At 65.2% G+C, this 25,309-nt stretch carries 18 protein-coding genes; 9 read left to right on the top strand and 9 right to left on the bottom strand.

Annotated features, from left to right (window positions below; genetic code table 11):
- Position 1 precedes the first annotated feature (1 nt).
- Both SA496_RS19315 and SA496_RS19310 read left to right on the top strand, forming a co-directional pair.
- The gene (locus tag SA496_RS19315) at positions 2-1,417 is read left to right on the top strand and encodes a Y-family DNA polymerase (RefSeq protein WP_330114323.1); all 1,416 of its coding nucleotides are present in this window, start codon (positions 2-4) and stop codon (positions 1,415-1,417) included.
- Positions 1,414-4,494: an error-prone DNA polymerase gene (locus SA496_RS19310; RefSeq protein ID WP_330114322.1), complete on the top strand. Its 3,081-nt coding sequence runs from the start codon at positions 1,414-1,416 to the stop codon at positions 4,492-4,494. Before SA496_RS19315 ends, SA496_RS19310 begins: the two co-directional genes overlap by 4 nt.
- Before the next feature lie 494 nt (positions 4,495-4,988).
- Here SA496_RS19310 and SA496_RS19305 read toward each other — a convergent pair whose 3' ends face one another.
- Complete coding sequence (locus tag SA496_RS19305) at positions 4,989-5,393, bottom strand: hypothetical protein (RefSeq protein ID WP_330114321.1); 405 nt, start codon at positions 5,391-5,393, stop codon at positions 4,989-4,991.
- A 29-nt stretch (positions 5,394-5,422) separates the two neighbouring features.
- The gene (locus SA496_RS19300; RefSeq protein ID WP_120654993.1) at positions 5,423-5,905 is read right to left on the bottom strand and encodes a GreA/GreB family elongation factor; all 483 of its coding nucleotides are present in this window, start codon (positions 5,903-5,905) and stop codon (positions 5,423-5,425) included.
- Positions 5,906-6,479: 574 nt separating this feature from the next.
- Here SA496_RS19300 and SA496_RS19295 point away from each other — a divergent pair.
- Positions 6,480-6,890 (top strand): tetratricopeptide repeat protein, encoded by a 411-nt coding sequence (locus SA496_RS19295; RefSeq protein WP_120654994.1) that lies wholly within the window; start codon positions 6,480-6,482, stop codon positions 6,888-6,890.
- A 166-nt stretch (positions 6,891-7,056) separates the two neighbouring features.
- On the top strand, positions 7,057-8,421 hold the full coding sequence (gene rmuC / locus SA496_RS19290) for a DNA recombination protein RmuC (protein ID WP_178123548.1): 1,365 nt from the start codon (positions 7,057-7,059) through the stop codon (positions 8,419-8,421).
- A gap of 220 nt (positions 8,422-8,641) precedes the next feature.
- Here the strand turns inward: rmuC and SA496_RS19285 are convergent, their stop codons facing one another.
- Together SA496_RS19285 and SA496_RS19280 are read right to left on the bottom strand one after the other, a co-directional pair.
- Complete coding sequence (locus SA496_RS19285) at positions 8,642-9,523, bottom strand: metal-dependent hydrolase (RefSeq protein WP_120654996.1); 882 nt, start codon at positions 9,521-9,523, stop codon at positions 8,642-8,644.
- Positions 9,524-9,533: 10 nt separating this feature from the next.
- A complete protein-coding gene (locus SA496_RS19280) occupies positions 9,534-10,469 on the bottom strand; it encodes an alpha/beta fold hydrolase (protein WP_153920934.1) in 936 nt (311 codons plus the stop codon).
- Between the two features lie 323 nt (positions 10,470-10,792).
- Between SA496_RS19280 and SA496_RS19275 the strand changes: the two genes are divergently transcribed.
- Entirely contained in the window at positions 10,793-11,602 is an 810-nt protein-coding gene (locus SA496_RS19275; protein WP_153920936.1) for a MerR family transcriptional regulator, read from the top strand.
- A gap of 4 nt (positions 11,603-11,606) precedes the next feature.
- Here SA496_RS19275 and SA496_RS19270 read toward each other — a convergent pair whose 3' ends face one another.
- On the bottom strand, positions 11,607-12,863 hold the full coding sequence (locus SA496_RS19270) for an MgtC/SapB family protein (RefSeq protein ID WP_153920938.1): 1,257 nt from the start codon (positions 12,861-12,863) through the stop codon (positions 11,607-11,609).
- Positions 12,864-12,925: 62 nt separating this feature from the next.
- On the opposite strand from SA496_RS19270, the gene SA496_RS19265 reads away from it, so the two are divergent.
- Entirely contained in the window at positions 12,926-13,450 is a 525-nt protein-coding gene (locus SA496_RS19265; protein WP_330115658.1) for an aldehyde dehydrogenase family protein, read from the top strand.
- Positions 13,451-13,454: 4 nt separating this feature from the next.
- On the opposite strand, the gene SA496_RS19260 is transcribed toward SA496_RS19265, so the two are convergent.
- Complete coding sequence (locus SA496_RS19260) at positions 13,455-14,726, bottom strand: MFS transporter (RefSeq protein ID WP_330114320.1); 1,272 nt, start codon at positions 14,724-14,726, stop codon at positions 13,455-13,457.
- 193 nt (positions 14,727-14,919) lie between these two features.
- On the opposite strand from SA496_RS19260, the gene SA496_RS19255 reads away from it, so the two are divergent.
- Together SA496_RS19255 and SA496_RS19250 are read left to right on the top strand one after the other, a co-directional pair.
- Positions 14,920-15,972, top strand: a complete 1,053-nt coding sequence (locus SA496_RS19255) for an aldo/keto reductase (protein ID WP_120655000.1) — start codon at positions 14,920-14,922, stop codon at positions 15,970-15,972.
- An 18-nt stretch (positions 15,973-15,990) separates the two neighbouring features.
- Positions 15,991-16,977 (top strand): quinone oxidoreductase family protein, encoded by a 987-nt coding sequence (locus tag SA496_RS19250; RefSeq protein WP_330114319.1) that lies wholly within the window; start codon positions 15,991-15,993, stop codon positions 16,975-16,977.
- Positions 16,978-17,072: 95 nt separating this feature from the next.
- On the opposite strand, the gene ppnN is transcribed toward SA496_RS19250, so the two are convergent.
- The 3 genes from ppnN to SA496_RS19235 all read right to left on the bottom strand — a co-directional run bounded on the left by ppnN (position 17,073) and on the right by SA496_RS19235 (position 20,495).
- Positions 17,073-18,470, bottom strand: coding sequence for a nucleotide 5'-monophosphate nucleosidase PpnN (ppnN, locus tag SA496_RS19245; protein ID WP_120655002.1), 1,398 nt, complete (start codon positions 18,468-18,470; stop codon positions 17,073-17,075).
- A 253-nt stretch (positions 18,471-18,723) separates the two neighbouring features.
- Complete coding sequence (locus SA496_RS19240; RefSeq protein ID WP_120655003.1) at positions 18,724-19,770, bottom strand: class I SAM-dependent methyltransferase; 1,047 nt, start codon at positions 19,768-19,770, stop codon at positions 18,724-18,726.
- Positions 19,771-19,991: 221 nt separating this feature from the next.
- Positions 19,992-20,495, bottom strand: a complete 504-nt coding sequence (locus tag SA496_RS19235) for a hypothetical protein (protein ID WP_120655004.1) — start codon at positions 20,493-20,495, stop codon at positions 19,992-19,994.
- 207 nt (positions 20,496-20,702) lie between these two features.
- Here SA496_RS19235 and SA496_RS19230 point away from each other — a divergent pair, with 207 nt between their 5' ends.
- Entirely contained in the window at positions 20,703-25,100 is a 4,398-nt protein-coding gene (locus SA496_RS19230; RefSeq protein WP_330114318.1) for a DEAD/DEAH box helicase, read from the top strand.
- Positions 25,101-25,309 lie beyond the last annotated feature (209 nt).

The following is a 25,309-nucleotide window of genomic DNA, read 5'->3' as shown; positions in this document are numbered from 1 at the left end:
CATGCGCTGGGCTTGCATATTGCTGCCGCAGTTGGCGCTGGATGGCGTGCTGCGCGGCCATCCCGACCCCGAAGCGCCCCTGGCGCTGGTGACCGGCACGCCACAGCGCCGCATGCTGCGTGCACTCAATCCGGCGGCCAGGGCACTGGGGTTGCGCCCTGGCCAGTCGCTCACCGCTGCGCATGTCCTGACCCGTGATTTCGCTCTGGTCGAGTACGACCCGACTGAGGTTGAGCGCTGGCAGCAGTTGCTCGCTGCCTGGGCCTATCGCTTCAGTTCCCAGGTCAGCCTGCGCTACCCGCGTTGCCTGCTGCTGGAGGTGGAATCCAGCTTCGCCCTGTTCGGTCCCTGGCCACGGTTCGAGGCACGGCTACGGCGGGAACTGGAGGCTCTAGGTTTTCGTCATCGCATCGTCGCTGCGCCCAATCCGGCGGCGGCGCGGATGCTTGCCAATGCCTACGATGGCCTGGCGGTAACGAGCCAGAATGATCTGCGCGAGGCGCTTGGGCGCATGCCGGTGGATCGCGCGGGGCTGACGCGGGAAACCGCCACCGCCTTCGCCCGCATGGGCCTGCGCAATCTGGAACAGGTGCTGGCGCTACCACGGGATACCGTGGCCCGACGCTTTCCTGTCGATGTGTTGCAGCACGTCGACACCCTGCTCGGCGATCGTCCGCTGGCGTTGGAGTATTACCGGCCGCCGGATGAGTTCGACCTGCGCATCGAACTGAACTTCGAAGTGGAGTCCCATCAGGCGCTGCTCTTCCCCCTGCGCCGCCTCACTGCCGACCTGGCTGCTTTCCTCGCCGGGCGCGACAGCGGCGTGCAGCGCTTCACGCTCTATCTGGAACACCGTGATCTCGCCGATACCCCGGTGCCGGTGGGGCTGCTCAGTGCCGAACGTGAGGCGGCCATGCTCTTCGAGCTGGCGCGTGGGCGCCTGGAGCAGTTGCAGGTGCCTGCACCGGTGCGCGCCTTCCGCCTGCAGGCACAGGACTTGCCGGCTTTCGTGCCGGAACGGCGTGAGCTGTTCGACGAGCGCCCGCAGCAATCCCTGCCCTGGGAGCAACTGCGCGAACGCCTGCGCGCACGCCTGGGGGACGAAGCGGTGCATAGCCTGGCGGCCCGTGCCGATCACCGTCCCGAATGCGCCTGGCAACTGGGCGCCGAAGCACTGCAGGCACCGCTCCTGCCCGGTCCACCGCGCCCCGGCTGGCTGCTGCGCGAGCCCGTGGCCTTGCGGGAGTCGTCCGTGCGCATTCTCGCCGGCCCCGAGCGGATCGAGTCCGGCTGGTGGGATGGTGGCGATATACGCCGCGACTACTACCTGGTGGAAACCCGCAACGGCCAGCGCGGCTGGGCCTTCCGCCTGGTGAACGGGGAGGGACCGCTGCTGCTGCAGGGTTGGTTCGCATGAGCGCCTACGCCGAGCTGCATTGCCTGTCCAACTTCAGTTTCCAGCGCGGGGCTTCCAGTGCCAGCGAGCTGTTCCAGCGCGCCAAGGATCATGGCTATGAGGCGTTGGCGATCACCGACGAGTGCACCCTGGCCGGCATCGTGCGTGCCTGGCAGGCATCCAGGGAAACCGGAGTGCCCCTGGTGATCGGCAGCGAAGTGCGCGTCGAAGGCGGGCCCAGGCTGGTGCTGCTGGTGGAAGACCTGACGGGCTACCAGCACCTCTGCCGTCTCATCACCCAGGCCCGGCGACGGGCGAAGAAGGGTGAGTACCAACTGCTGCGTGGTGACTTGGCTACACCCATGGACGGCCTGCTGGCCCTCTGGATACCCGAGCGGGAAAACGACGATTCCGAAGGCCTCTGGCTGCGCCAGTGCTTCCCCGGACGCCTGTGGCTGGCAGTGGAGCTGCACCAGGGCGCGGACGACGCCAGCCGCCTGACGGGCCTGTTGGCCCTGGCCGAGCGCCTTGGCATCCCACCCGTGGCAACCGGCGATGTGCATATGCATGCCCGAGGCCGCAGGGCCTTGCAGGATTGCATGACCGCCGTGCGCCATCACTGTACGGTGGCGGATGCCGGCTACCGGCTCTTTCCCAATGGCGAACGGCACCTGCGCCGCCGCGAGGTGCTGGCCAGCCTGTACCCGGCCCACCTGCTGGCCGAATCGGTACGCATCGCCCACCGCTGTGCTTTCAACCTCGGACAACTGAACTATCAGTATCCCCGCGAGCTGGTGCCGGAAGGTCACAGCCCGGGCAGTTGGCTGCGCAACGAAACGGAGAGAGGTTTACTCAAGCGCTGGCCGGACGGTGTGCCGCCGAAGGCGCGGGCGCTGGTGGAGAAGGAGCTCGCGCTGATCGGCGAGCTGGGTTACGAGAGCTACTTCCTCACGGTGTACGACATCGTCGAGTTCGCCCGCAGTCGGCACATTCTCTGCCAGGGGCGAGGCTCGGCGGCCAACTCGGTGGTGTGCTTCGCCCTGGGGATAACCGAGCTGGACCCCTGTGGTTTCACCGAACTCCTGTTCGAGCGCTTCATGTCCCGGGAACGCAACGAGCCGCCGGATATCGACGTCGACTTCGAGCACGAGCGCCGCGAAGAGGTCATCCAGTACCTGTTCCGCCGCTATGGCCGGGGCAGGGCGGCGCTCACCGCCGTGGTCAACACCTACCACGGTGCCGGTGCCGTGCGTGATGTAGCCAAGGCCCTCGGCCTGCCGCCGGACCAGGTCAATGCGCTGGCCGACTGCTGTGGCAGCTGGAGCGATAAGGCGCCCTCGGCGGAGCGTCTGTGCGAGGTGGGTTTCGACCCTGAGAGCCCGGTGTTGCGTCGGGTGCTGGCGCTGACCAGTGACCTGATCGGCTTTCCTCGCCACTTGTCGCAGCATCCCGGCGGCTTCGTGATTTCCGAAGCGCCGCTGGACTGCCTGGTCCCGGTGGAGAACGCCAGCATGGCCGAACGCACCGTGATCCAGTGGGACAAGGACGACCTCGACCTGGTCGGGCTGCTCAAGGTTGATGTGCTGGCGCTGGGCATGCTCAGTGCCCTGCGCCGTTGCTTCGGCCTGATCGAACACTACCGCGGCACCCGCTGGACCCTGGCCACCTTGCCCAAGGAAGACACCGCCACCTACGAGATGATCGGTCGCGCCGACACCATCGGCGTATTCCAGATCGAGTCGCGGGCACAGATGTCCATGCTGCCGCGCCTGAAGCCGAGGACCTTCTACGACCTGGTGATCCAGGTCGCCATCGTCCGGCCGGGGCCCATCCAGGGCAACATGGTCCATCCCTACTTACGCAGGCGTAATGGGTTGGAGGAGGTGAAGTACCCATCCAGGGAACTGGTTCCTGTATTCCAGCGCACCCTGGGCGTGCCGTTGTTCCAGGAACAGGTGATGCAACTGGCCATGGTCGCCGCCGACTACAGCCCAGGCGAGGCCGACGAGCTGCGTCGCAACATGGCGGCCTGGAAGCGTCACGGCGGCCTGGAGCACCACCGCCAGCGCCTGACGTCGCGAATGCGTGCCAAGGGCTATGAACAGGAGTTCATCGACCAGATCTTCGAGCAGATCAAAGGCTTCGGCAGCTATGGCTTCCCCGAATCCCACGCCGCCAGCTTCGCTCTGCTCACCTACGCCAGTTGCTGGCTGAAATGCCATGAGCCGGCTGCCTATGCCTGCGCCCTGATCAACAGCTGGCCCATGGGCTTCTACAGCCCCGATCAGGTGCTGCAGGATGCCCGTCGGCATGGCCTCGAAGTGCGTCCGGTGGATGTGCGGCATTCCCAATGGGACTGCTCCCTGGAACCCCTGGAGCAGGGGAGCGATCTGGCCATCCGCCTTGGGTTGCGCATGGTGCGAGGATTTCGTGAGGACGACGCACGACGTATCGAGGAGGCACGGCAGGCGAGTCCGTTCAGTAGCGTTGGCGACCTCATCCAGCGCGTCCGTCTGGATGCCCGCGCCCGCGAACTGCTGGCCGATTCCGGTGCCCTGCGTAGCCTGGCCGGGCACCGTCACCGGGCGCGCTGGGCGGTGGCCGGGGTGGAGGTGCAGGCGCCGCTCTTCGCCGACCTTCCGGAGCAGGAGGAAACACAGGTGCCCTTGCCGCTGCCCAGCGTGAGTGAGGACATGCTGACCGACTACGCCACGCTGGGCACCACCCTTGGGCCGCATCCGATGGCCATGCTACGCGGCGAACTGCGTAAGCGACGTTGCCGCAGCTCGCGGGAACTGCTGACACTGGAGCACGGACGGAACGCCAGCGTTGCCGGCCTGGTGGTCGGCCGCCAGCGCCCGCAGACAGCCAGCGGGGTGATCTTCGTGACCCTGGAAGACGAGTTCGGCATGGTCAATGTGGTGGTCTGGCACGACCTGGCCGAGCGCCAGCGCCGCGTGCTGGTCGGTTCACAGCTGCTGCAAGTGGATGGCCGTCTGGAGTCGGTGGAGGGGGTGCGTCATCTCATCGCCCGGCGCCTTGGCGACCTGACGCCACTGCTCAGCGGTCTCGATGTGAGAAGCCGGGATTTCCACTAGATCGGTGCAGATCGCGACTATCTGTCGAGTGGATATCGCTTTTCATGTCCGCAATGCGCCAGGAAAACCTTCGATGGAGCGGCGAAGATCACCGTGCGATGCACGACATTTGTGGGAGCGAATTCATTCGCGAATGAATTCGCTCCCACAAGGTTGCCGTCAGGTGATTGCGGACTTGTTGTCAGTGCGGAGTAACCGGTGCGTGCTTCGCCTTGTGCCGCCGGAACGAACGGGCTGAGTGGGGCGGCGAAGGCCGGCCGTGATGGTGGTGATGGTGGTGATGGTGGGAGATTCTGAGCATGGCCCAGAGCAACGCGACCGCTGCCAGCAGCCAACCCATGATCATCAGGGCTATGAAGATTTCGGGACCCATTGCAAACCGCCTCTGGCGCCAAAGTGGAAAGCGCACGCCCTGAGTCTAGCCGCGCCATTGTGACGACCACTTGAAGCCGGCTGCCTTTGGTCGGCTGGCACGATGGAATCTGACGAGACGCCTATCCGCACTCCTGATCCATGTTGCGCTTGGCCTTCTCGGTCGGTGCATTGCGGTACTGCTCGGTCCAGAACTGGCACTTGGCGTCGTCCAGTCGGCGTTGATCCTCCAGCCGTTCCAGGCGTTCGTTGTCCGCACGCTGGGTGGCATTGTAGTTCTCTTCGTACTTCTGCAGACGCTCTTCGCCCGGGCCTGGCGGTACTGGCGCAGGTGCCGGCTGTGGTGGAGCAGGGGGCGGGGTGAAGACCTGGGCTGTCGGCGCCTCGTTATCGGCCATGTAGAGCCGGTAGCCGAGGTAGGTGGTCAGGCCGATGGCGATGAAACCGAGCCATACGCCCAAGGCGACACTGAGGGTCAGGACCAGGGGATTGAAGCTGATGCGCAGGATGCGACGTGGGCGATCCATGGAGCCTCCGAAGCGTTGGGCGGCAGGATTCAGTTTACCTCCAGCACCTCGAAGGTCTGCTGGCTATTGCCGATTGTGAGTGTCACCTCGGCGCCTTCGACCTTGCCAAGCAAGGCCTGGCCCAGCGGGGAACGAGGGCTGATCACGGTGATTTCCTCACCCGCGTCCACCACCTTCAGGCCAGCGGCCTCAGGACCGAGGAACAGCCGTTGCTCGCTACCGTCCTCCGCCGCCAGCAGCACAAGGGCGCTGAGCTGGATGCCGCGTGCCGGGTCGAAAGGGCGCAGGCTGAGGTTTTCGAACAGACCCAGCGCATGTTTGATCTCGGCGGCACGACGCGCCTGGCCGGTGGCCAGGTACGAGGCTTCCAGGCCAAGGGTGTCGTACTTGTTCTCGGCGATGTTTTCCTCGTGGGTCGCCGCCTCGTAGGCGGCCTGCGCCGCTCGCTGCAGCAGTTGCAGGTCGACGGCGAGCTTGTCGAGGATCAGGCGATGGATGCGGGTCTTGTCCATGGGCAGACGCGTTCGATGGGGAGGCCGAGCATTCTAAGAGCCTTCATGGGGTTGCGGGAAAGGGATCCGTACAAGACGTGGGCAAACTTGTGCACAGAGTTGGCGCAGAAGTACGTTCGTGCCAGCTTCAGGAGGGGCTCCACAGACCCTTTTACTTGCCATTCGTCGCAGTCTGGAACGCCCGTGCAACACAGGTTCCAGGCGCTTTTCGGAGGTAAATGCCCTTTAACAGGGCGCGTTAGGTCTTGACAGCTTGAAGTTGTGCACAGTTGGGAAGCAGGCTCGCAAAACGCGCACGAAAAGCTCCGTAAGCGCTTGATTCTCAGTGACCTGTACGTAACTGCATGAAAAATAAGGAATTTTATAATTGGTGAAAAAATCGTCAGTTTGAGCGCAGGCCACGATCCATGAGCACTTGGTGACGTTTCGAGCATCTTCTTAACAGAGTTATCCACAGGTTCTGTGGATTGTCCCGAGCACTTGCTCTAGAACGCGACCTGCGGCAATTGCAAGACTTTACCTGTCAAAAAAAAGGAGTAGAGTTGCGCGCCTTTCCGGCTACCTGCCCCGTTTCATGAAGTATCGCGTCCCCGCCCAGTCCGTTGCCAACCCGCAAACCCTGCCGACCCGAGTCGCTCTCTGGCTGCTGGACAACCCGCGCCTGGGCCAGGCACCAAGCGTGAAGCGCATCGCCGGCAACCTGCTCAAGCAACCGGCGCGAGAAGGCGTGGTCGCGGCACAAAGCCGCCTGGGGCAAATGCTCTGCCGCGATTGCGGCAACCAGCGTGACCGCCGCATCGGCCTGGACATGCTGCGCCAGGCCGCCCGCGCCGGCGACCGTCGTGCGCAACTCGAACTGGGTCGCCTGTGCAGCCAGCCGCGCATCAACGAGCCGGAACAGGCCCGGCACTGGCTGGAACAGGCCGCCGCCCAGGGTTCCCACGAAGCCGAACGTCTGCTCAACGGACTCTCGCTGCAATCCTGATCGCGCCGCGCGCCGCTGGGTATACTCCCGGCATTCCAGCGCGGAGCCGCTCATGCCCCTAGATATCCCCAACCTGTTGATCGGCCTGCTGGCCGCCGCCGTACCCCTGCTGGGCCTGGCCTGGCAACAGCAGCGCAAACTCACCACCCTGCAAACCGAACAGACCCTGCTCGAAGAGCGCCTGGCCAATGCCCAGCTGGCCCAGGATGGCCTGGCCGTGCAACTGGACGACAGCCGCGACGAGAACCGCGAACTCAGCCAGCTCAATGCCGCCCAGCAGGCCGAGCTGGCCGCCCTGCGACGTGAGGCCGAATTGCTCGGCGTGGAACGCCAGAGTGCCCGCGAAGCCTTGCTGGCCTGGAACCAGGAACGCGAGCGCAAGGATGCCGAACTGCGTCGCCTGGACGCCGACCGTGCTGGCCTGGAAGCCGAACTGCGCGAGCAGCGCGAGGCGCACGAACAGCGCCTTGGCGACTTGCAGGCAGCCCGTGATGATCTGCGTGCGCAATTCGCGGAACTGGCCGGGAAGATCTTCGACGAGCGCGAGCAGCGTTTCGCCGAAACCAGCCAGCAGCGCCTCGGCCAGTTGCTCGACCCGCTCAAGGAGCGCATCCAGGCCTTCGAGAAGCGGGTAGAGGAAAGCTATCAACAGGAAGCGCGCGAGCGTTTCTCCCTCGGCAAGGAACTGGAGCGCCTGCAACAGCTCAACCAGCGCCTGGGTGACGAAGCCACCAACCTAACTCGTGCCCTGAAGGGCCAGAAGACCCAGGGCAACTGGGGCGAGCTTGTGCTGGAACGGGTACTGGAACACGCCGGTCTGGAAAAGGGGCGGGAATACCAGACCCAGGTCAGCCTGAAGAGCGCCGAGGGCGAACGCTTCCAGCCCGACGTGCTGATCCAGCTTCCCGGGGACAAGCAGGTGGTGGTGGACGCCAAGGTCAGCCTCACTGCCTATCAGACGCTGATCGCCGCCGATGATGAGGCCACCCGCAGCCAGGCCCTGAAGCAGCATGTACTGTCCCTGCGCAGTCACCTGAAAGGTCTGTCGGTGAAGGACTACCAGCGTCTGGAAGGGCTACACAGCCTGGATTTCGTATTGCTCTTCGTGCCCATCGAGGCTGCCTTCGCCGCGGCTCTCCAGGCCGATCCGGGCCTGTTCCAGGAAGCCTTCGAGCAGCACATCGTGATCGTCAGCCCAACCACTCTGTTGGCTACCCTGCGGGTGATCGACAGCCTGTGGCGCCAGGAACGGCAGAGCCAGAACGCCCGCGAGATCGCCGAACGCGCCGGTGCGCTCTATGACAAGTTCGTCGCCTTCGTCCAGGACCTGGACGAGATGGGCAGCCGCCTGCAACAACTCGACAAGGCCTACGCCAACGCGCGCAACAAGCTGGTGGAAGGTCGCGGCAACCTGATCAGCCGTGTGGAAAACCTCAAGCTCCTGGGCGCTCGTGCGAGCAAGAGTATTCCCAATGACCTGCTCGAGCGGGCAGCCGGTTTGCCGCTGCTGGATGAGCAGATAGAGGGTTGAGGTCCCGCAGGTTGAGCCCGATCGCTGGGCATCGCACGCTCGGCACCAACCTACGGCAGCCCTGCGGGCCGCATCGCGAATGAATTCGCTCCTACAGGATGATCACCCGGCCAGAGGCATGCGCGTGCAGCCCCCTCTCCCTCTAGGAGAGGGTTGGGGTGAGGGCGATTACTCACAGCCGCTGTGCCACTCGCATCGCGAATGAATTGGTCCCTATAGTTCAGCCCGCCTCCGCCGCCGCACGTTGTGCGGCCGGTGAACTGGCCAGGTAATCCAGCGCCACTTGCAGGTCACCTTCGGTACGGGGGTGGAAGTCCGGCCTGAAGTACCGCAATACCGCCACGCCAATGCTACCCATCGGCGGAAGCATGTCGCGCTTGCCCAGGGCATGCCACAAGCGCAGGAAGCCACGGTGGTTGCGAGTGGCCGGGTCCTGGCGCATCAACGTGCGCATGGAGCGGCTGAACAGGAAGATCAGCGCGCCGCTGGCCACCAGCATGTAGAACCAGCGCATCAGCAGGCTGCCCTTGAGATGCACGTGCAGGTCGTGAGCCACGCAGCGGTGTTCCACTTCCTCGGCACCATGCCAGCGCAACAGGTCGAGCATGACCGGGTCGGCATCGTCCAGGCTCCGAGTGGTGATGATCCAGTTGCCCAGCACACAGGTGAAATGCTCCACAGCGGCGATCAGTCCGACCCTCTGGCGCAACCACCAGGGTTGCAGCCAGCGGGTGATGGCGCTTTCGCCCAATGGGTAGTCGCACAGCACTTTCTCGAACAGCCAGTAGATGCCTCGGGTGAACGGCGAGGGATCGATGCCATGGCGTTCCAGATAAGGCGCCAGCGCACTGTCATGGGCGCGGGCGTGCTGCGCTTCCTGGCGCACGAACCCGCGCACGTCCTCGCGCAGGTGCTCATCGGTGATCAGTGGCAAGGCCTTGTTGTACACCCGGCAAAACCAGAACTCTCCCGCCGGCAGAATCAGGTGCAGGGTATTCATGATGTGCGAGGCCTCCGGCTCGCCCGGCACCCAGTGCAGCGGCGTGTCGGCGAAGTCGAAGCGCACCTTGCGCTGTTCGAGGCGGTGATGCTGTTGGTTCACGGGAGGTTCCTCAGACGGGCAGACCCAGCCGCACGACGCGGCTGGCGTCATCACTTTCCAGGTGGCTGACGAATTCACGGAGCCAACCCGCCAGGCGCGCGGGATCGGCCATCAGTTGCCAGTGCCCGGCGGCCACTTCGCGGCGCCACAGGCGTGGAGCCCAATGCTGCAGGTCCTGGAAAAGCTGCGGACGTACGAAACGGTCGCGTGTAGGGACGATCAGCTGTACCGGCACATCGGTGCGACGCAGGCGCGGACGGAACAGGCTGGTGATGAAGTTGGCGCGGTAGAGCTTGACCCCGTGCTGGCCATCGGATGCCTGAGTCGGGTTGGGACGCGCTTCGCGTACCCCTTCCATCCGCTGCAGCAGGGCCGGCCAGGCGCGTGCAAGTCCGGCGCGCCAGAGCAGCTCCGGCACCAGCGGAGTGTGGAAGAAACCGATGTACCAGGAACTGACCAACTGCCCGAGCACGCGGCCGAGCGCACTCACGCGCTTCTCTTTCAGGCGGGCGCGCATCCAGTGGCCCACATGGTCGAGGCAGGGGCCGGAGATCGTCGTGTAGGAGGCCAGCAGCGGCTGGATTCGGGGTTCGGTGACCGCTTCCCATGACTGGATCGAGCCCCAGTCATGTGCCACCAGATGCACCGGGCGATCCGGGCTGGCGGCCCTGACTACCGCTTCCAGGTCATTGGCCAGCCTGGCCAGGCGGTAATCGTGGGTCTTGCGAGGGATGTCCGAGGCGCCGGCGCCGCGCACGTCATAGGCGATGATCTGGTGGTCTGCAGCCAGCTCGCGGATCAGCGGCAGCCAAACGGCGTGATTGTCCGGGTAGCCATGTACCAGTAGCAGGGTCGGGCCGTTAGCGTTGCCCCAGCGGTAAGCGGCCAGTTCGACGCCATCTCCCATTACGGCAAAGCGTTGGGGCTCCAGCAGGGGGGCGTTCATGCGCTCACCTGCCTGTGCTGCTGGAAGGGCTCGGCGCGGTCTTGGGTAATGGGGGTTGGCATGTGGATCTCCGTGTCGTGACTGTTACATCACTCGATGTCACAGTCATTCTTGAACAGGAAATCCGGCCCTGGCCATATCTTCGCCGTACTCGCCGAAACGGCTGTTACCGCGTTACCTGACGCTGTAAAGCCCCGGATCAGAGCGGTTCCGAATGGTTCCAGGCGCTACACGGTGCAGCGTGGCATGACAAGTCCAGCCAATGGTTGGGCCATTCCGGGCGCTGTTGTTGGTGGAAGAGAGGCGGCGATATGATCCGGCCCATGAAAAATATCCCCTCTTTTCTGGCCAGGCTCCTCACCCAGTCCGCCGAGGCCAATGGCGCGCCAGACGCCGAGTACACGGTGGATGAGCTTGCCGCCGAGGCCGGCACCACTGTGCGCAATCTGCGCGCCTATCAGGATCGCGGCCTGCTGCCGCCGCCGGAGCGCCGCGGTCGGGTGGGCATCTACAACGGCGAGCATCTGGCGCGGTTGAGGCTGATTGGCCAGTTGCTGGAGCGCGGCTACAGCATCGCCAGCATCCGCGAACTGCTGGACGCCTGGGAGCAGGGTCGGGATCTCGCCCACGTGCTGGGGCTGGAGCAGGCCATCGTTGGCGCCTGGAACCTGGTGGAGCCAACGCGACTGGGATTCGACGAAGTGCAGGCGCTGTTCGGTGCCGACCTCACCGACGACAACATGGACCGCGCCCGCGAATTGGGCCTGATCGAGTTCGCCGGTGACCACTTGCGGGTGCTCAACCCACGAGTATTCGGCGCTGGCGTGCAGCTCTACCGCTCTGGTATTCCGCTGGATGTACTGTTGGATCAGTTCGCCGCCATCCGCCGCCAGGTTGAGCCGGTATCGGCCGGCATCGTGCGGATGATCGTCGAGCATCTGGTCAACCCGCTGCTTTCCACCAGCCTGCCCCATGTCAGCGAACTGGACGACCTCAATCGGCAGCTGCTGGCATTGCGTCCGCTGGTGGAACAGGTGGTGGACAGCGAGCTGGCGAGAGGGCTGCAACTCTCGGCCAATCAGGAGTTGGGCGAGCGGGTCGGCGAGCTGTTGAAGGGGTTCCTGAAGCGGTGAATCCCTAGAACATCAGCAAGGCCACCGTACCCGCCAACAGGCCTCCACCGATAAAGGGAAAGGTGCGCAGCGCCAATGCCTTGCCGCCGATCACCGCAATCAATCCGGCCTTTACCAGGCTGTTGCTCAGCACGGCCAGGAAAATGCCGCGCACGGCGACCTCCGCCCCCAGCTCCCGGTTGGCGCCTCGCGCCAGGGATAGAGTGATGGCATCCACGTCAGTCAGGCCCGAGAGCAGCGAGACCAGGTAGACGCCTACATCGCCCAGGTAGCGGCGTGCCGCTTCCACCAGGAACAGGATCAGCGCCAGCAGCGCGGCGAAGCGCAGGGCAGGGCCCAGCTCGAAGGGGTTTTTCAAAGGTGGTTCGGCATTGGGGGATTCGGCATTGGCCGCCATTCTCCAGAAGAAGAAGGCGCCGGCCGCATAGACCAGCGCGGCCAGCCCCAGCGGCCAGGCCAGATGGATCAACAAGGCGGAGTTCACCACGCCGACTTCCAGCAGGACGCGGGGAAACATCAACGCTGACGTGGCCAGCAGCCCCGCGGCCAGCAACGGACGTAGGGCGCGATGCTCCTGCAGATGGGAGAGGGTAATGGTCATGGCGGTGGATGACACGGTGCCACCCAGCAGGGCGGTCAGCAGCAAACCACGCTGCGTCCCCACCAGGCGGATGGCGAAGTAGGCAGCAAAGCCCAGAGCTGCGATCAGCACCACCATCCACCAGGTGGCATAGGGGTTGAACACTTCCCAGGGACCGTAGCCCTTGTTCGGCAGGATCGGCAGCATCACCACCGAGATGAACAGCAGCTTCAGAGCTGCCGAGAGTTCCGCCTCCTGCAGACGAAAGAGCGCTTTGTGCAACTCATCCTTGAGGCTCAGCAGTAGCGCAACGACCACCGCCCCGGACGCGGATAGCGTGTGATAGCCAGCCACTGCCAGGCTGCCGAGAAGAAAGGTGATGAGCAGGGTCAATTCGCTGGAGAGTCCCAGGTCGCCCACATAGAAGAGTTCGCCGAAGTACGAGGCGATCACCAGCACCGCGAAGCAGACGAAGATCGCTACCCAGACTGCGGTGCCGAACTGTTCGCCGAGGAAGGCGGCGAACCCGCCGAGCAGACCCGTGAGACCGAAGGAGCGGATGCCCGCGACCAGCCGTAGCGCCTCCTTGTTGCGCTCACGCCAGCCGCGTTCCGCGCCTATCAACAGGCCGACGGCGAGGGCACTGGCGAAATCGAGCAGGACTTCCGTGGCGTCAGGCATGGCGCTTCCTTTCGGTGGGAATGGAAGCAGTCTAGACGGCGGAAAATCCTTGAGGAGCATCCATACCCCACGGGAACGCCGCGAGGGTCATCTCTGCCAGCCGGCGCGACCAGGTCCTGGGCATGGTGAACGGCGCGCTGGAGGAAGGCGCCCGTCTGTTGGCCGGTGGGCGGGTTCCGCAGGGCAGCGGATTCGAACAGGGTTTTTGGCTTGAGCCCACCCTGCTGGGCAACGTGCGGGCGTCCATGCGCATCGCCCGCGAGGAAATCTTCGGTCCGGTGATCACCGTGGAGCGCTTCGAGGGCGAAGCCGAGGCTCTGCAACTGGCCAACGACACGCCCTTTGGTCTCGCCGCCGGGGTCTGGACCCGCGATCTCGCCAAGGCCCATCGCGTGGCCCGTCGGCTACGGGCCGGCACGGTGTGGATCAACGATTACAACGCTGCCTTTCCCCAGGCGTCCTGGAGTGGCTACAAGTCCAGCGGGATCGGTCGCGAGCTGTCGCGGGCCGGGCTGGAGGAGTTCAGCGAGCTCAAGCATTTCTACCTGAACACCAGCCCGGCGGCGTTGAACTGGTTCGGCGTCTAAGGCCTCAGCCGGCCAGCGCTGCGCGTCGCCCGCGCTCCAGGCGAACGCTGGCCAGAAGCAACAGGCCGATCACGAAATAGCTGCCGGTAATCAACATGGCCAGCCGGTGGTCGCCGCCGGATAGCCAGTTGGCCAGGCCGTAGGTCATCGGGCCGAGGATGGCGGCAAGTTTCACCGCCTGGCCCCAGAGCCCATAGAACTCCGCCAGCCGCGTGGGTGGAGCGAGCACTCCGATGATGGCGCGCCCCGCCGACTGGCTGGCGCCCATGCACAGGCCGGCGATGTTGGCGGCGGCCCAGAACATTGCCGGGCCGCTGGCCAGCCAGATCATGCCGACCATGGCCAGCCAGCCCAGCAAGGTCAGCGCCAAGGTGGGGCGATGGCCGATGCGATCCTGCAGCCAGCCGAACAGCATCGCGCCGATCGAGGCCGTGATGTTGACGACGAAGATCAGCAGCAGGGTGTCCTGCGTGGTGAACCCCATCACCTGGTTGGCGTAGATGGCGGCCAGGCTGATCACTGCGGCGATACCCGCCTGGTAACAGACCGTGCAGGCCAGGAAACGCACCAGGTCACGGTAGCGTCCTGCCTCGCGCATCGTTCGGGCAAAGCGTGTCCATGCCCCGCCTGCCGAGGTTGGCTGCGGCCTGCTGCGTTCCTTCAGGTAAAGGAAAGTCGGCGTACTGGCGAGGGCAAAGAGCAGGGCGGTGATGATCACGCACACTGGCACGAACTGCACCGCCGTCTGGCCTTGTCCCTGGGCCCAGCTGACGTAGCCGAGGCAGGCACCCAGGCTGACCAGTCCGCCGATGTAGCCAAGGCCCCAGCCCCAGCCGGAAACCCGGCCCAGCGCATCGTCACGGGCGAGCTCCGGGAGGAAGGCGGCGATCAGGTTTTCCCCGGTACCGAAGCAGAAGTTCGACAGGACCACGAACAACACCGCCAGGGCCAGGGCACCGGGTCCGGCGAGCGCCAACGCTGAGGTGAACACCACGCAGCCGAGGGTGCTGAACAGGAGCAGGCGCTTCTTGCGCGCAGTGGCGTCGGCGTACGCGCCGATCAGCGGTGCGGTGAGAATGACCAGGGCGTAGGAGATGGCGAGGGTGGTCGTCCAGGCCAGGGTGCCCCAGGGTTCACCTTGCGCCACCACCGCGACGAAGTAGGCGTTGAAAACGGCGGTGATGATCACCGTTGTGTAGCCGGAATTGGCGAAGTCGAACATCGCCCAGGCCCAGATTTCACGGCGTGACACGCCGTTGGCGAGGCTGGATCGCATGGCGCTTTTCCCCCTGTCGAGCGTCCCGGAGAGCCTAGCCCCGAGCGCGCCATCCCGCGACCGGGATGGATTGCCTGTGCGTTCGCGACCGATAGCCATCGTCTATCCGGTTGATCGACTAACGTGAGTTGTCAGGTTGGTTTTTTCCAATATGATGGCCATCATTCAAAACAACTCACGGCAGGAGATCGCCATGCGCTACACCACATTCGGCCGCCGCACCGGCCTTCGCGTTTCCGAACTGGCACTGGGCACCGGCAACTTCGGTACAGGTTGGGGGCATGGCGCGGAGCGGGACGAAGCGAAGAAGATTTTCGACGGCTATGTGGAGGCGGGCGGCAACTTCTTCGACACCGCCAATGGCTACCAGGCGGGGCAGGCCGAAGTGCTGCTGGGCGAGTTCATCGCCTCCCAGCGCGATGATTTCGTCGTCGCTACCAAGTACACCCTGGGCACTACTCCGGGGGACGGCATCGCCCGTACTGGCAACAACCGCAAGAACATGGTCCGCGCTGTGGAGGAAAGCCTGAAGCGCCTGAAGACCGACCATATCGACCTGCTCTGGGCACATATCACCGACGGCATGACGCCGATGGACGAAATCCTGCGCGGCTTCGATGATCTGGTCAGCGCCGGCAAGATCCACTACGCAGGCCTTTCCAACTTCCCCGCCTGGCGCATCGCCCGTGCCGACCTGCTGGCTGAAATTCGTGGCTGGGCGCCCCTGGCCGGCATCCAGCTGGAGTACAGCCTGGCCGAACGCACCGCCGACCGTGAGCTGCTGCCAATGGCAGAGGCGCTGGGACTGGCTGTTACCCAGTGGTCGCCCCTGGGCGGTGGTTTCCTGACTGGCAAGTACCGTTCCGGCTCCGATGACTCCCGTGCCGCCAAACTGGGCATGCTGGTGCATGCCGAGAAGAGCGCCCGCGAAACCGCCATCCTCGATGCACTGTTCGCCGTGGCCACCGAGCAGGGCGCCAGCCCGACCGAGGTCGCCGTCGCCTGGCTGCTGCACAAGGCGCGCCGCGCCAGCACCGCGATGATCCCGATCCTCGGCTCGCGTACCCGTGCCCAGTTCGATGCGACCCTCGGTGCCCTCAAGGTTGAACTCAGCGAAGAGCAGTTCGCGCGCCTCAGCGCCGCCAGCACTGTCGAGCTGGGTGTTCCCCACCAGCAGGCGAGCGAGATGCTGCCTGCGCTGTCCGGCGGTCGCGATCTTCGCTTGCCCGCCCTCCCGGTCGTTTGATCCATGCAGGAACCAATCATGAAAGCCGTACGTTTCCATCAGACCGGCGGGCCGGAGCAACTGGTGTATGAGGATGTTCCCACCCCGCAACCGGGGCCGGGCGAAGTGCTGCTGCGGGTCGAGGCGGTCGGGGTGAACTACGCCGATGTAATGCGTCGACGTGGTGACAACTACCCGCAGCCAAGCCCGCTGCCGTTTACCCTCGGCTACGAGATAGTCGGTGTGGTCGAGGCCCATGGCGAAGGCGTCAGCAGTCCCGAAGTGGGCGCTCTGGTGTTCGCCGCCTCCGGGGGCGGCGGTTATGCGCAGTACGCGGCGGTACCGGCTGCAGGGCTGGTGCCGGTGCCACCCGGCCTGTCGCCGGAGCAGATGACTGCAATGTTCGTCCAGGGCATCACCGCCTTGCGCAGTCTGAAGGATGCCGCTCGACTGCAGCCCGGCGAAACCATCCTGGTCGAAGGTGCGGCCGGTGGCGTTGGTTCGCTGATCGTGCAACTGGCAAAGATCATGGGTGCCGGCAAGGTGATCGCCGCCGCCAGTACGCCGGAGAAGCGCCAACTGGCGCTGGACCTGGGGGCCGATGCGGCGGTCGACTACACCGCGCCGAACTGGGAAGAAGAGGTACGCGCGCTCACCGGTGGGCGGGGCGTGGATATCGTGATGGAGATGGTGGGAGGAAATGTCCTGGCTTCAGCGCTGAAGAGCCTCGCGCCGTTCGGCCGCATGGTGGTATTCGGCGGTGCCGGTAGCCATCTCAGTCAGTTGGATACCGGTGACCTGGTCTTCTCCAACCGCAGCATCCAGGGCTTCACAATCACCCAGTACTTCGAGCGTCCGGACATCCTTGCCGAGACGGTGGGCGAACTGATCGGTCTGGTACTTGGCAATCGCCTGCAACTGCAGATCGGCCAGGTGCTGCCGCTGTCGCAGGCTGCCGAAGCGCATCGCCTGCTGGAGTCACGCAAGACCTCCGGCAAGGTCGTGCTCAAGCCCTGGGTGGAGTGATCTTCGGAAGCGGAACCTGCGGGAGCGATTTCAATCGCGAATTCGGAGCGGGCTGCTGCCCGCTCTCGCGAAAAAACCACAGTAATTGCCGGCCTTCAGCCCGCCAGTTCTTCCATGCGGCTCTGCACCACCCGGTAGCAGGGCACATAGGCCGCGCCGCCGGGGAGTTTCATCCGGTGCTGGCGGACGAAGGCGTTGAGCAACTCGTCCAGCGGTCGCATCACCGCGGCGTCGCCGTGGATCTCATAGGGGCCGTACTGCTCGATCAGGCGAATGCCCTTGTCTTTCACGTTGCCGGCGACGATGCCGGAGAATGCCCGACGCAAGTTGGCGGCCAGCTCGTGGGGCGGCAGGTCGCGGCGCAGCTCGAGGCTGGCCATATTCTCGTGGGTGGGTTCGAACGGGTGCTGGAAGCGTTCGTCAATCTTCAGCAACCAGTTGTAGTGGAAGGCATCGTTGCGCTCGCGGCGGAACTGCTTGACCGCCTTCAGGCCTTGGGCCATCTCGATGGAGACCGCAGTCGGGTCGTCGATGATGATCTTGTAGCGGCTCTGCGCCGCTTCGCCCAGGGTGGCCCCGACGAAGGCGTTTAGCTGCTCCAGGTAGGCGGCGGCGCTCCTCGGCCCGGTGAGCACGAGCGGGAAAGGCAGATCCCGGTTGTCCGGGTGCATCAGGATGCCCAGCAGGTAAAGGAATTCTTCCGCCGTACCGGCGCCGCCCGGGAAGATGATGATGCCGTGGCCGACGCGAACGAAGGCTTCCAGACGCTTCTCGATGTCCGGCAGGATCACCAGTTCGTTGACGATGGGGTTGGGCGCTTCGGCGGCGATGATGCCGGGCTCGGTCAGTCCCAGGTAGCGACCGCCGTGGGTGCGCTGCTTGGCGTGTCCGATGGTGGCGCCCTTCATCGGACCCTTCATCACGCCCGGGCCGCAGCCGGTGCAGACGTCAAGGTGGCGCAGGCCCAGCTCGTGGCCGACTTTCTTGGTGTACTTGTACTCCTCGGTGCTGATGGAGTGGCCGCCCCAGCACACGACGATCTTCGGCTCCACGCCGGCGCGCAGGGTGCGTGCGTTGCGCAGCAGATGGAAAACGTAGTCGGTAATGCCTTCGGAGCTGTCCAGGTCGAAGCGGCGGCTCTTCAGTTCGTTCTCGGTATGGACGATGTCGCGCAGGGCGCTGAACAGCATCTCGCGGGTGTTGGTGATCATCTCGCCATCGACGAAGGCGTCGGCCGGGGCGTTGATCAGCTCCAGGCGTACGCCGCGGTCCTGCTGGTGGATGCGTACTTCGAAGTCCTTGTAGGCGTCGAGGATGGTCTTGGCGTTGTCGCTATGCGCACCGGTATTGAGGATGGCCAGGGCGCATTGGCGGAAGAGCTGGTACATGCGGCCGGAACCGGCTTCGCTGAGCTGATGCACTTCCAGTTGGGAGAGGGTGTCAAGGGCGCCCTTGGGGCTGACCTGAGCATTGATGACTTGTCTTCTGGGCATTCGGAATTTCCTTGCAACGATGCCGGAAGGCCGGTCGGCCGACGCGGCGGAATGCGGGGCGCCGTGATCCATGGCGCAGGTTGAGGCGGTGTTTCTTATCTGGGCACTACGACGTTACGGATTTATTGCGGGACAGATTCGGCAGTCATGATTCAGCGTAATAGCGAGATTACTGTCTGTCTGACAAGGACTTTCTTGGAGATGTTCCGGTTTGGCCGGCGGTGGACGGCTGGAGCGCCGTCCACCGCGTGCCTCATTTGCGGGCTTCCAGGATCAGGTTAAAGGGCGTTTCCGTGGCCCGGCGGAACTGGGTGAAGCCGGCTTCTTCGAACACCTTGCGCAGGCGTGCCTCGCCGGCCTGGGCACCAAGGCCGAGGCCCACTTCCTGGGACAGCGAATTGGGCGTGCAGATGAAGGTGGAGGCCGAGTAGAACAGCCGGCCCACCGGGGTCGCGTTGTCGTCGAGCTGGTCGTTCGCATAGGGCTCGACCAGCAGCACGGTGCCGTCGGGCTTCAATGTCTGCCAGGCGTGCCTGGCCGCGCCCACCGGGTCGCCCATGTCGTGCAGGCAGTCGAAATAGCAGATCAGGTCGAAGCCATCGCCCGGATAGTCCTTGGCGCTGGCCTGGACGAAGGTGGCACGGTCGGCAACGCCCCCGTCCCTGGCACGCTGGGTAGCGGTTTCGATGGACGGGCCGTGGTAGTCGTAGCCGACGAAGCGCGAGGCTGGAAATGCCTGCGCCAGGATCACGGTGGAGGCACCGTGGCCGCAGCCGACGTCGGCCACCTTGGCACCGGCCTTGAGTTTGTCGACGACGCCGTCCAGCGCCGGCAGCCATTCGGCCACCAGATGCGCACGGTAGCCAGGCCGGAAGAAACGCTCGGTGCCGCTGAACATGCAGGGATGGTGATCGCCCCAGGGCAGTCCGCCATCGCCGCGCATGGCTTTTACCACCTTGTCCTTGTCGTGGAAGAGGGCTGCGATGACCGAAGCGCCGCCGGCCACGTACACCGGCGAGTCCTCCACCGCCAGGGCCAGTGCCTGTTCCTCGGGAAGGCGGAAGCGCCCGCTGTCATGTTCCATGTAGCCGGACGCGGCATGGGCGCTCAGCCATTCGCGCAGCAGGCGGGCGTTACAGCCGGTTCTGGCGGCAAGTTCTTCCGGGCTGACCGGCTGGCTGTCGGCCATGGCGCGATAGAGGCCGAGTTCGTCGCCGAGGATGATGTTGGCGAGCATCGCCGCGCCACCCATGTCGGCTACCAGCTTACCCATGAAGTCGTTGAGTCTGGATTCGTCCATCACCTGTCCTCCTCTGGCAAGTGGGCAACCATCTGGCCGGAGCGACAGCGATATGCGGCGACGGGAGCCGTGATAGCAATGGAAGGAGCCGCGGCAGCCGGGTCATTATTGACTGGAGAGGCCCCTTCCGTGTCCCGCAATCGCAGGACAATTTGAGTCTAGTGGCCAGCCGATGGTCCATTGCCGACTGAGGGGGTGCAGCCGATAAGCGGCGTGCCCGCTCAGACGTAGATGCTGACCCCGCCCTTGGCCTGCAACCAGTCGCGGTAGGTGGTCAGGGATGTGGTCTGCTTGTCGCCGTCGTAACCGATGAAGCCGATGCCGCTGTCTTTTTCGTCGAAGCCGGCATCGATCAGTTTCTGCACCTTGTCTTTGAGTTTCAGCGCATCGTCGCGGTCCAGTTCCGACACGTCGGGAAGCTGGATCCTGTTGGCGTCGGCGTTCGGCTGCGTCGTGTCCGCAGGACGGGTACTGCCGGTCTGGCTGCCGCTGATGGCGCTGCCGCCGCCACTCATGGCGCGGAACAGGCCGCCGCGGCTCTGGGCAATCAGGGTGTTGGCATAGCGACGAAGCTCAGCGATATGGTCCTGGGGCGTCGTCGACTTTTCCTCGGTCTTGCCGGTGCTGGTGCCGGTGGTAGCGGTGTTGGCCGTATTGCTGGCATTGCTCCTGGAGGCGAGACCCAGATAGTTGGCCAGGGCCGAGTTATTGGAAATGGTGGTCATGGCAGTTCCTCTGCGCGATCTGACCGCCTGTTCAGCATTATTCGGGCCAGTTCGCGGGAAGGCCCGTCGTTTCTGGGCTTTAGAGTACTGGTGTACCAATCCTGCGGCAGGGGCTTGCCGCCGGCAGGCAATGGCCTGCCGGACCTGGCGGCGACCATCGGTCCGGCGTCCTTGAGCCACTGACGGGCGCCGACCATAGTGGGTGCCATGACCTCGACTCGCCAATCCACATCGGCCGCGCTGGAGGGATTCCACCCCGCCGTCGCCGCCTGGTTCCGCGCCAGCTTCCCCGCTCCGACGGCGGCCCAGGCCCTCGCCTGGCCAGCCATCCAGGCAGGGGCAAGCACCCTGGTGGCGGCGCCTACCGGCTCGGGCAAGACCCTCACCGCGTTCCTCTCGGCCATTGACGAACTGGTTCACGAAGGACTGGAACAGGGCGGCCTGCCGGATCGCTGCACGGTGGTCTACGTCTCGCCGTTGAAGGCGTTGTCCAACGACATCCGCATCAACCTGGAGGAACCCCTGGCCGGTATCCGTGCCGAACTGGCATGTCAGGGCCTGGCAGATGTGGATATCCGCACCGCCGTGCGCACCGGCGATACGCCCCAGGCCGAGCGCGACGCCATGCGCAAGCGCCCGCCGCATATCCTGGTCACCACACCGGAGTCGCTCTACATCCTCCTGGGCTCGGAATCTGGCCGCGCCATGCTGACCGGGTGTCGCAGCCTGATCATCGACGAAATCCACGCCATCGCCGGAAGCAAGCGCGGCAGCCATCTGATGCTCAGCGCCGAGCGCCTGGAGTCGCTGTGCGGGCGCAGCTTGCAGCGCATCGGCCTGTCGGCCACGCAGAAACCCATCGAGCGGGTGGCGGCCTTTCTCATGGGCCTTGGACGCGACGCCTGCACCCTGGTGGATGTGGGCTACAGCCGCGAGCGCGACCTCGCCATCGAAGTACCTCCCGTACCGCTGGAAGCGGTGCTGAGCAATGAAGCCTGGGAGAAGGTCTACGACCGGCTGGCCGAACTGGTGGCCGAGCACCGCACCACCCTGGTGTTCGTCAACACCCGACGGCTGGCCGAGCGCGCCAGCCGCCACCTCTCCGAGCGCCTCGGTAATGCCGCGGTCGCCGCCCACCACGGGAGCCTGGCGCGGGAGCTCAGGCTGGACGCCGAACAGCGCCTCAAGCGCGGCGATCTCAAGGTGCTGGTGGCAACGGCGTCGCTGGAACTGGGCATCGATATCGGCGATGTGGAACTGGTCTGCCAGCTCGGCTCGCCACGCAGCATCGCCGCCTTCCTGCAGCGCGTCGGCCGCTCCGGCCACAGCGTCGGCGGCACGCCCAAGGGGCGGTTGTTCCCGCAGTCACGGGACGACCTGATCGAGTGTGCGGCGCTGCTGGATTGCGTTCGCCGTGATGAACTGGATGCCCTGGTGATTCCCCATGCTCCGCTGGATGTGCTGGCGCAGCAGATGGTGGCTGAAGTGGCGAGTCAGGAATGGGGCGAGGACGAACTGTATCGGCTGATGACCCGCGCCATGCCCTACGCAGGCCTGGCGCGGAGGCAGTTCGACGCTTTGGTGAAGATGCTTTCCGAGGGCTACAACGGCCGACAGGGCGTGCGGGGCGCCTATCTGCACCGCGATGCGGTGAATCGCCGTCTGCGGGGTCGCCGTTCAGCACGCCTGACCGCCATCACCTCCGGGGGCGCCATTCCCGAAACCGCCGACTACGCCGTGGTGCTGGAGCCCCAGGGCGTGCCGGTCGGCAGCGTGCATGAAGATTTCGCCGTGGAAAGCCTGGCGGGTGATGTCTTCCAGCTGGGCAACCAGGCCTACCGCATCCTCCGGGTAGAGCCCGGCCGGGTAAGGGTGGAGGACGCCCAGGGCCAGCCGCCGAACATCCCCTTCTGGCTGGGAGAGGCGCCGGGACGCACGGATGAGCTGTCGGCGGGGGTGGCGCGGCTGCGGGGGATGGTGGAGGACTTGTTGGTGGCGTCCGAGCCGGATCAGGACACCCTCACCCCCGACCCCTCTTCCCAAGGGAGAGGGGAGAAAAGCGCGGTCGAGCACGCGGTGGTGGCCTTGTGCGAGAGCATCGATCTCAGCGAGGCGGCGGCGCGGCAGATTGTCGAGTACCTGGCGCGGGCACGGGCTGCGCTGGGGGCCTTGCCGACTCAGCAGCGGCTGGTGATGGAGCGCTTCTTCGACGAATCCGGTGGCATGCAACTGATCATCCATTCACCCTTTGGCAGCCGGCTCAACCGTGCCTGGGGGTTGGCGTTGCGCAAGCGCTTCTGCCGCAGTTTCAACTTCGAACTACAGGCGGCGGCCACGGAGGATGCGCTGATCCTTTCGCTCGCCACCAGCCACAGCTTTGCGCTGGAAGAAGTCTGGCGCTATCTGCATTCCAACAGCGCCGAACACATCCTGGTCCAGGCCATTCTCGATGCGCCGTTGTTCGGCGTGCGCTGGCGCTGGAACGCTTCTGCGGCCCTGGCCCTGCCGCGCTACTCAGGCGGCCGCAAGGTGGCACCACAGATCCAGCGCATGCGCAGTGAAGACCTGCTGGCCAGCGTTTTTCCCGATCAGGTGGCCTGCCAGGAAAACCTCGTGGGCGAGCGCGAGATTCCCGACCATCCGCTGGTGGCCCAGACCCTCGATGACTGCCTGCACGAGGCAATGGATGCCGATGGCTGGCTGGCCCTGCTGCGACGCATGGAGCGAGGCGAGGTCCAACTGGTTTCCCGCGACCTGCCGGCACCTTCATCCCTGGCGGCAGAAATCCTTGGGGCGCGGCCCTACGCCTTCCTCGATGACGCGCCGCTGGAAGAGCGTCGAACCCAGGCCGTGCAGCAACGACGCTGGAGCGATCCGGAGTCCGCCGACGATCTGGGCGCACTGGACATGGAGGCCATTGCGGCCGTGGCCGAAGAAGCCTGGCCGCAGGTGCGCGATGCCGATGAGATGCATGAAGCGCTGCTCGCCCTGGCCTGTATCACCCAGGCTGAGGTGCAAGCCAACGACGGTTGGGCTGGCTGGCTGGCACAACTGGCCAAGGCCCGCCGGGCTGCCTGCCTGCAACTGGATGGCAAGGCTTCCCTGTGGTTGGCGGCCGAGCGTGTGGAACAGTTCCGCGCCCTCTATCCCGAGGCCGTACTCAAGCCAGCCATTGTCGCGCCAGAGGGATTCACATCGGTGTGGGAAACCGAGGCGGCGCTGGTGGAAGTCGTGCGCGCGCGCATGGGTGGTTTCGGCCCGTTGTCGCTAGGTCGGCTGACCAGGGACCTGCTCCAGGCGCCGGCAGCGCTCAGCATTGCCCTGGCAAGCCTGGAGCGCGAAGGGCAGTTGCTGCGCGGTCGTTTCACGCCAGGCACGGTGGAAGAGGAGTGGTGCGAGCGCCATCTGCTGGCGCGCATTCATCGCTACACGGTCAAGCGCCTGCGCCGCGAGATCGAGCCGGTGGAGCGGGCCGATTTCATGCGTTTCCTGTTCGACTGGCAGCGTGTTGCCCCGGCCTCCCAAGTGCGTGGTGCCGAAGCCCTGGCGACTGTGCTTGGACAACTGGAAGGATTCGAGGCAGCGGCCGCGGCCTGGGAAAGCGAGATTCTTCCCAGCCGCGTGGCTGACTACGGGATCAACTGGCTCGACGACCTCTGTCGCGCCGGCCGGGTGGTCTGGTGCCGCCTGGGTGGGCGCGGCAAAGCTGCAGGGCCAGTGCGTGGCACGCCCATCCTGTTGCTGCCGCGCAAGAACCTGGCGCTCTGGCGCGCGTGCCTGCAGGACACGCCGACGCCCGAACCGTCCCCGCGTGCAGAGCGGGTGCGCCAGGTGCTGGCTGGCCAGGGTGCGCTGTTCTTCGATGAACTGATGGATGAGGCCCATCTGCTGCGCAGTGAGCTGGAGGACTGCCTTGGTGAACTGGTGGCCCTGGGCCTGGCCAATGCCGACAGCTTCGCCGGTCTGCGCTCACTGTTGCTGCCGGCGGCACGGCGCAGCCGGCATGACCGCCGGGCACGCCTGGCCTTGGCCAATATGCAGGACGCCGGACGCTGGGCGTTGCTGCGCGGCAAGGCCGAGGAAGGTAATGGCAAGGTTCCTGTCGACGCCTTGGAGCATGTGGCCCGCACGCTGCTGCGCCGCTATGGCGTGGTGGGCTGGCGCCTGCTGGAGCGCGAGGCTGCCTGGATGCCGCCCTGGCGAGATCTGCTGCGGGTCTATCACCGACTGGAGGCACGCGGCGAGATTCGCGGCGGGCGATTCGTGGCGGGAGTCTCCGGCGAACAGTTCGCCCTGCCGGAGGCGGTGGGGCTGCTCCGCGAAGTACGCAAGCGTCCACTGGACGGACAGCTGATCAGCCTTGCCGCCTGCGATCCGCTGAACCTGCTGGGGACCTTGCTCAACGGCACCAAGGTGCCGGCGGTGTCGGGCAATCGCCTGTTGCTGCGCGATGGCGTGCCCGTCGCGACGCTGGTGGCGGGCAAAGTGGCGCTACTGCAAGAGGTGGACGTGGCGACCGCCAATGAGTGGCGCGCGGCGCTGATTCGCCAGCCGGCGGCAACCCCCATTGGGCAACAGTCGAGACGGGCGCGAATGCCGGGGTAAGGGGGGGACACACGGCGACAAGCCCGTGGCACAAATAGCCCCCTCTGCGTCTGTGAGAGGGTCGGGGGGAGGGCAGCATCAGCCTGCTGGGACATGATCATGGTCTAACCGCTTGTAATAGCTCAGAAATTGACCCAACCCAAGGGGCCCCCGCCAGATCTGGCGCCTGGCCATCTCCCGACAGCTTATCCACAGTTTCATCCACCGTT

Source organism: Pseudomonas sp. JS3066, from assembly GCF_036328175.1.
Taxonomy (GTDB): Bacteria; Pseudomonadota; Gammaproteobacteria; order Pseudomonadales; family Pseudomonadaceae; genus Metapseudomonas.
The sequence above is the reverse complement of the archived record's forward strand: the minus strand, read 5'-3'. Positions and strand labels throughout refer to the sequence as shown.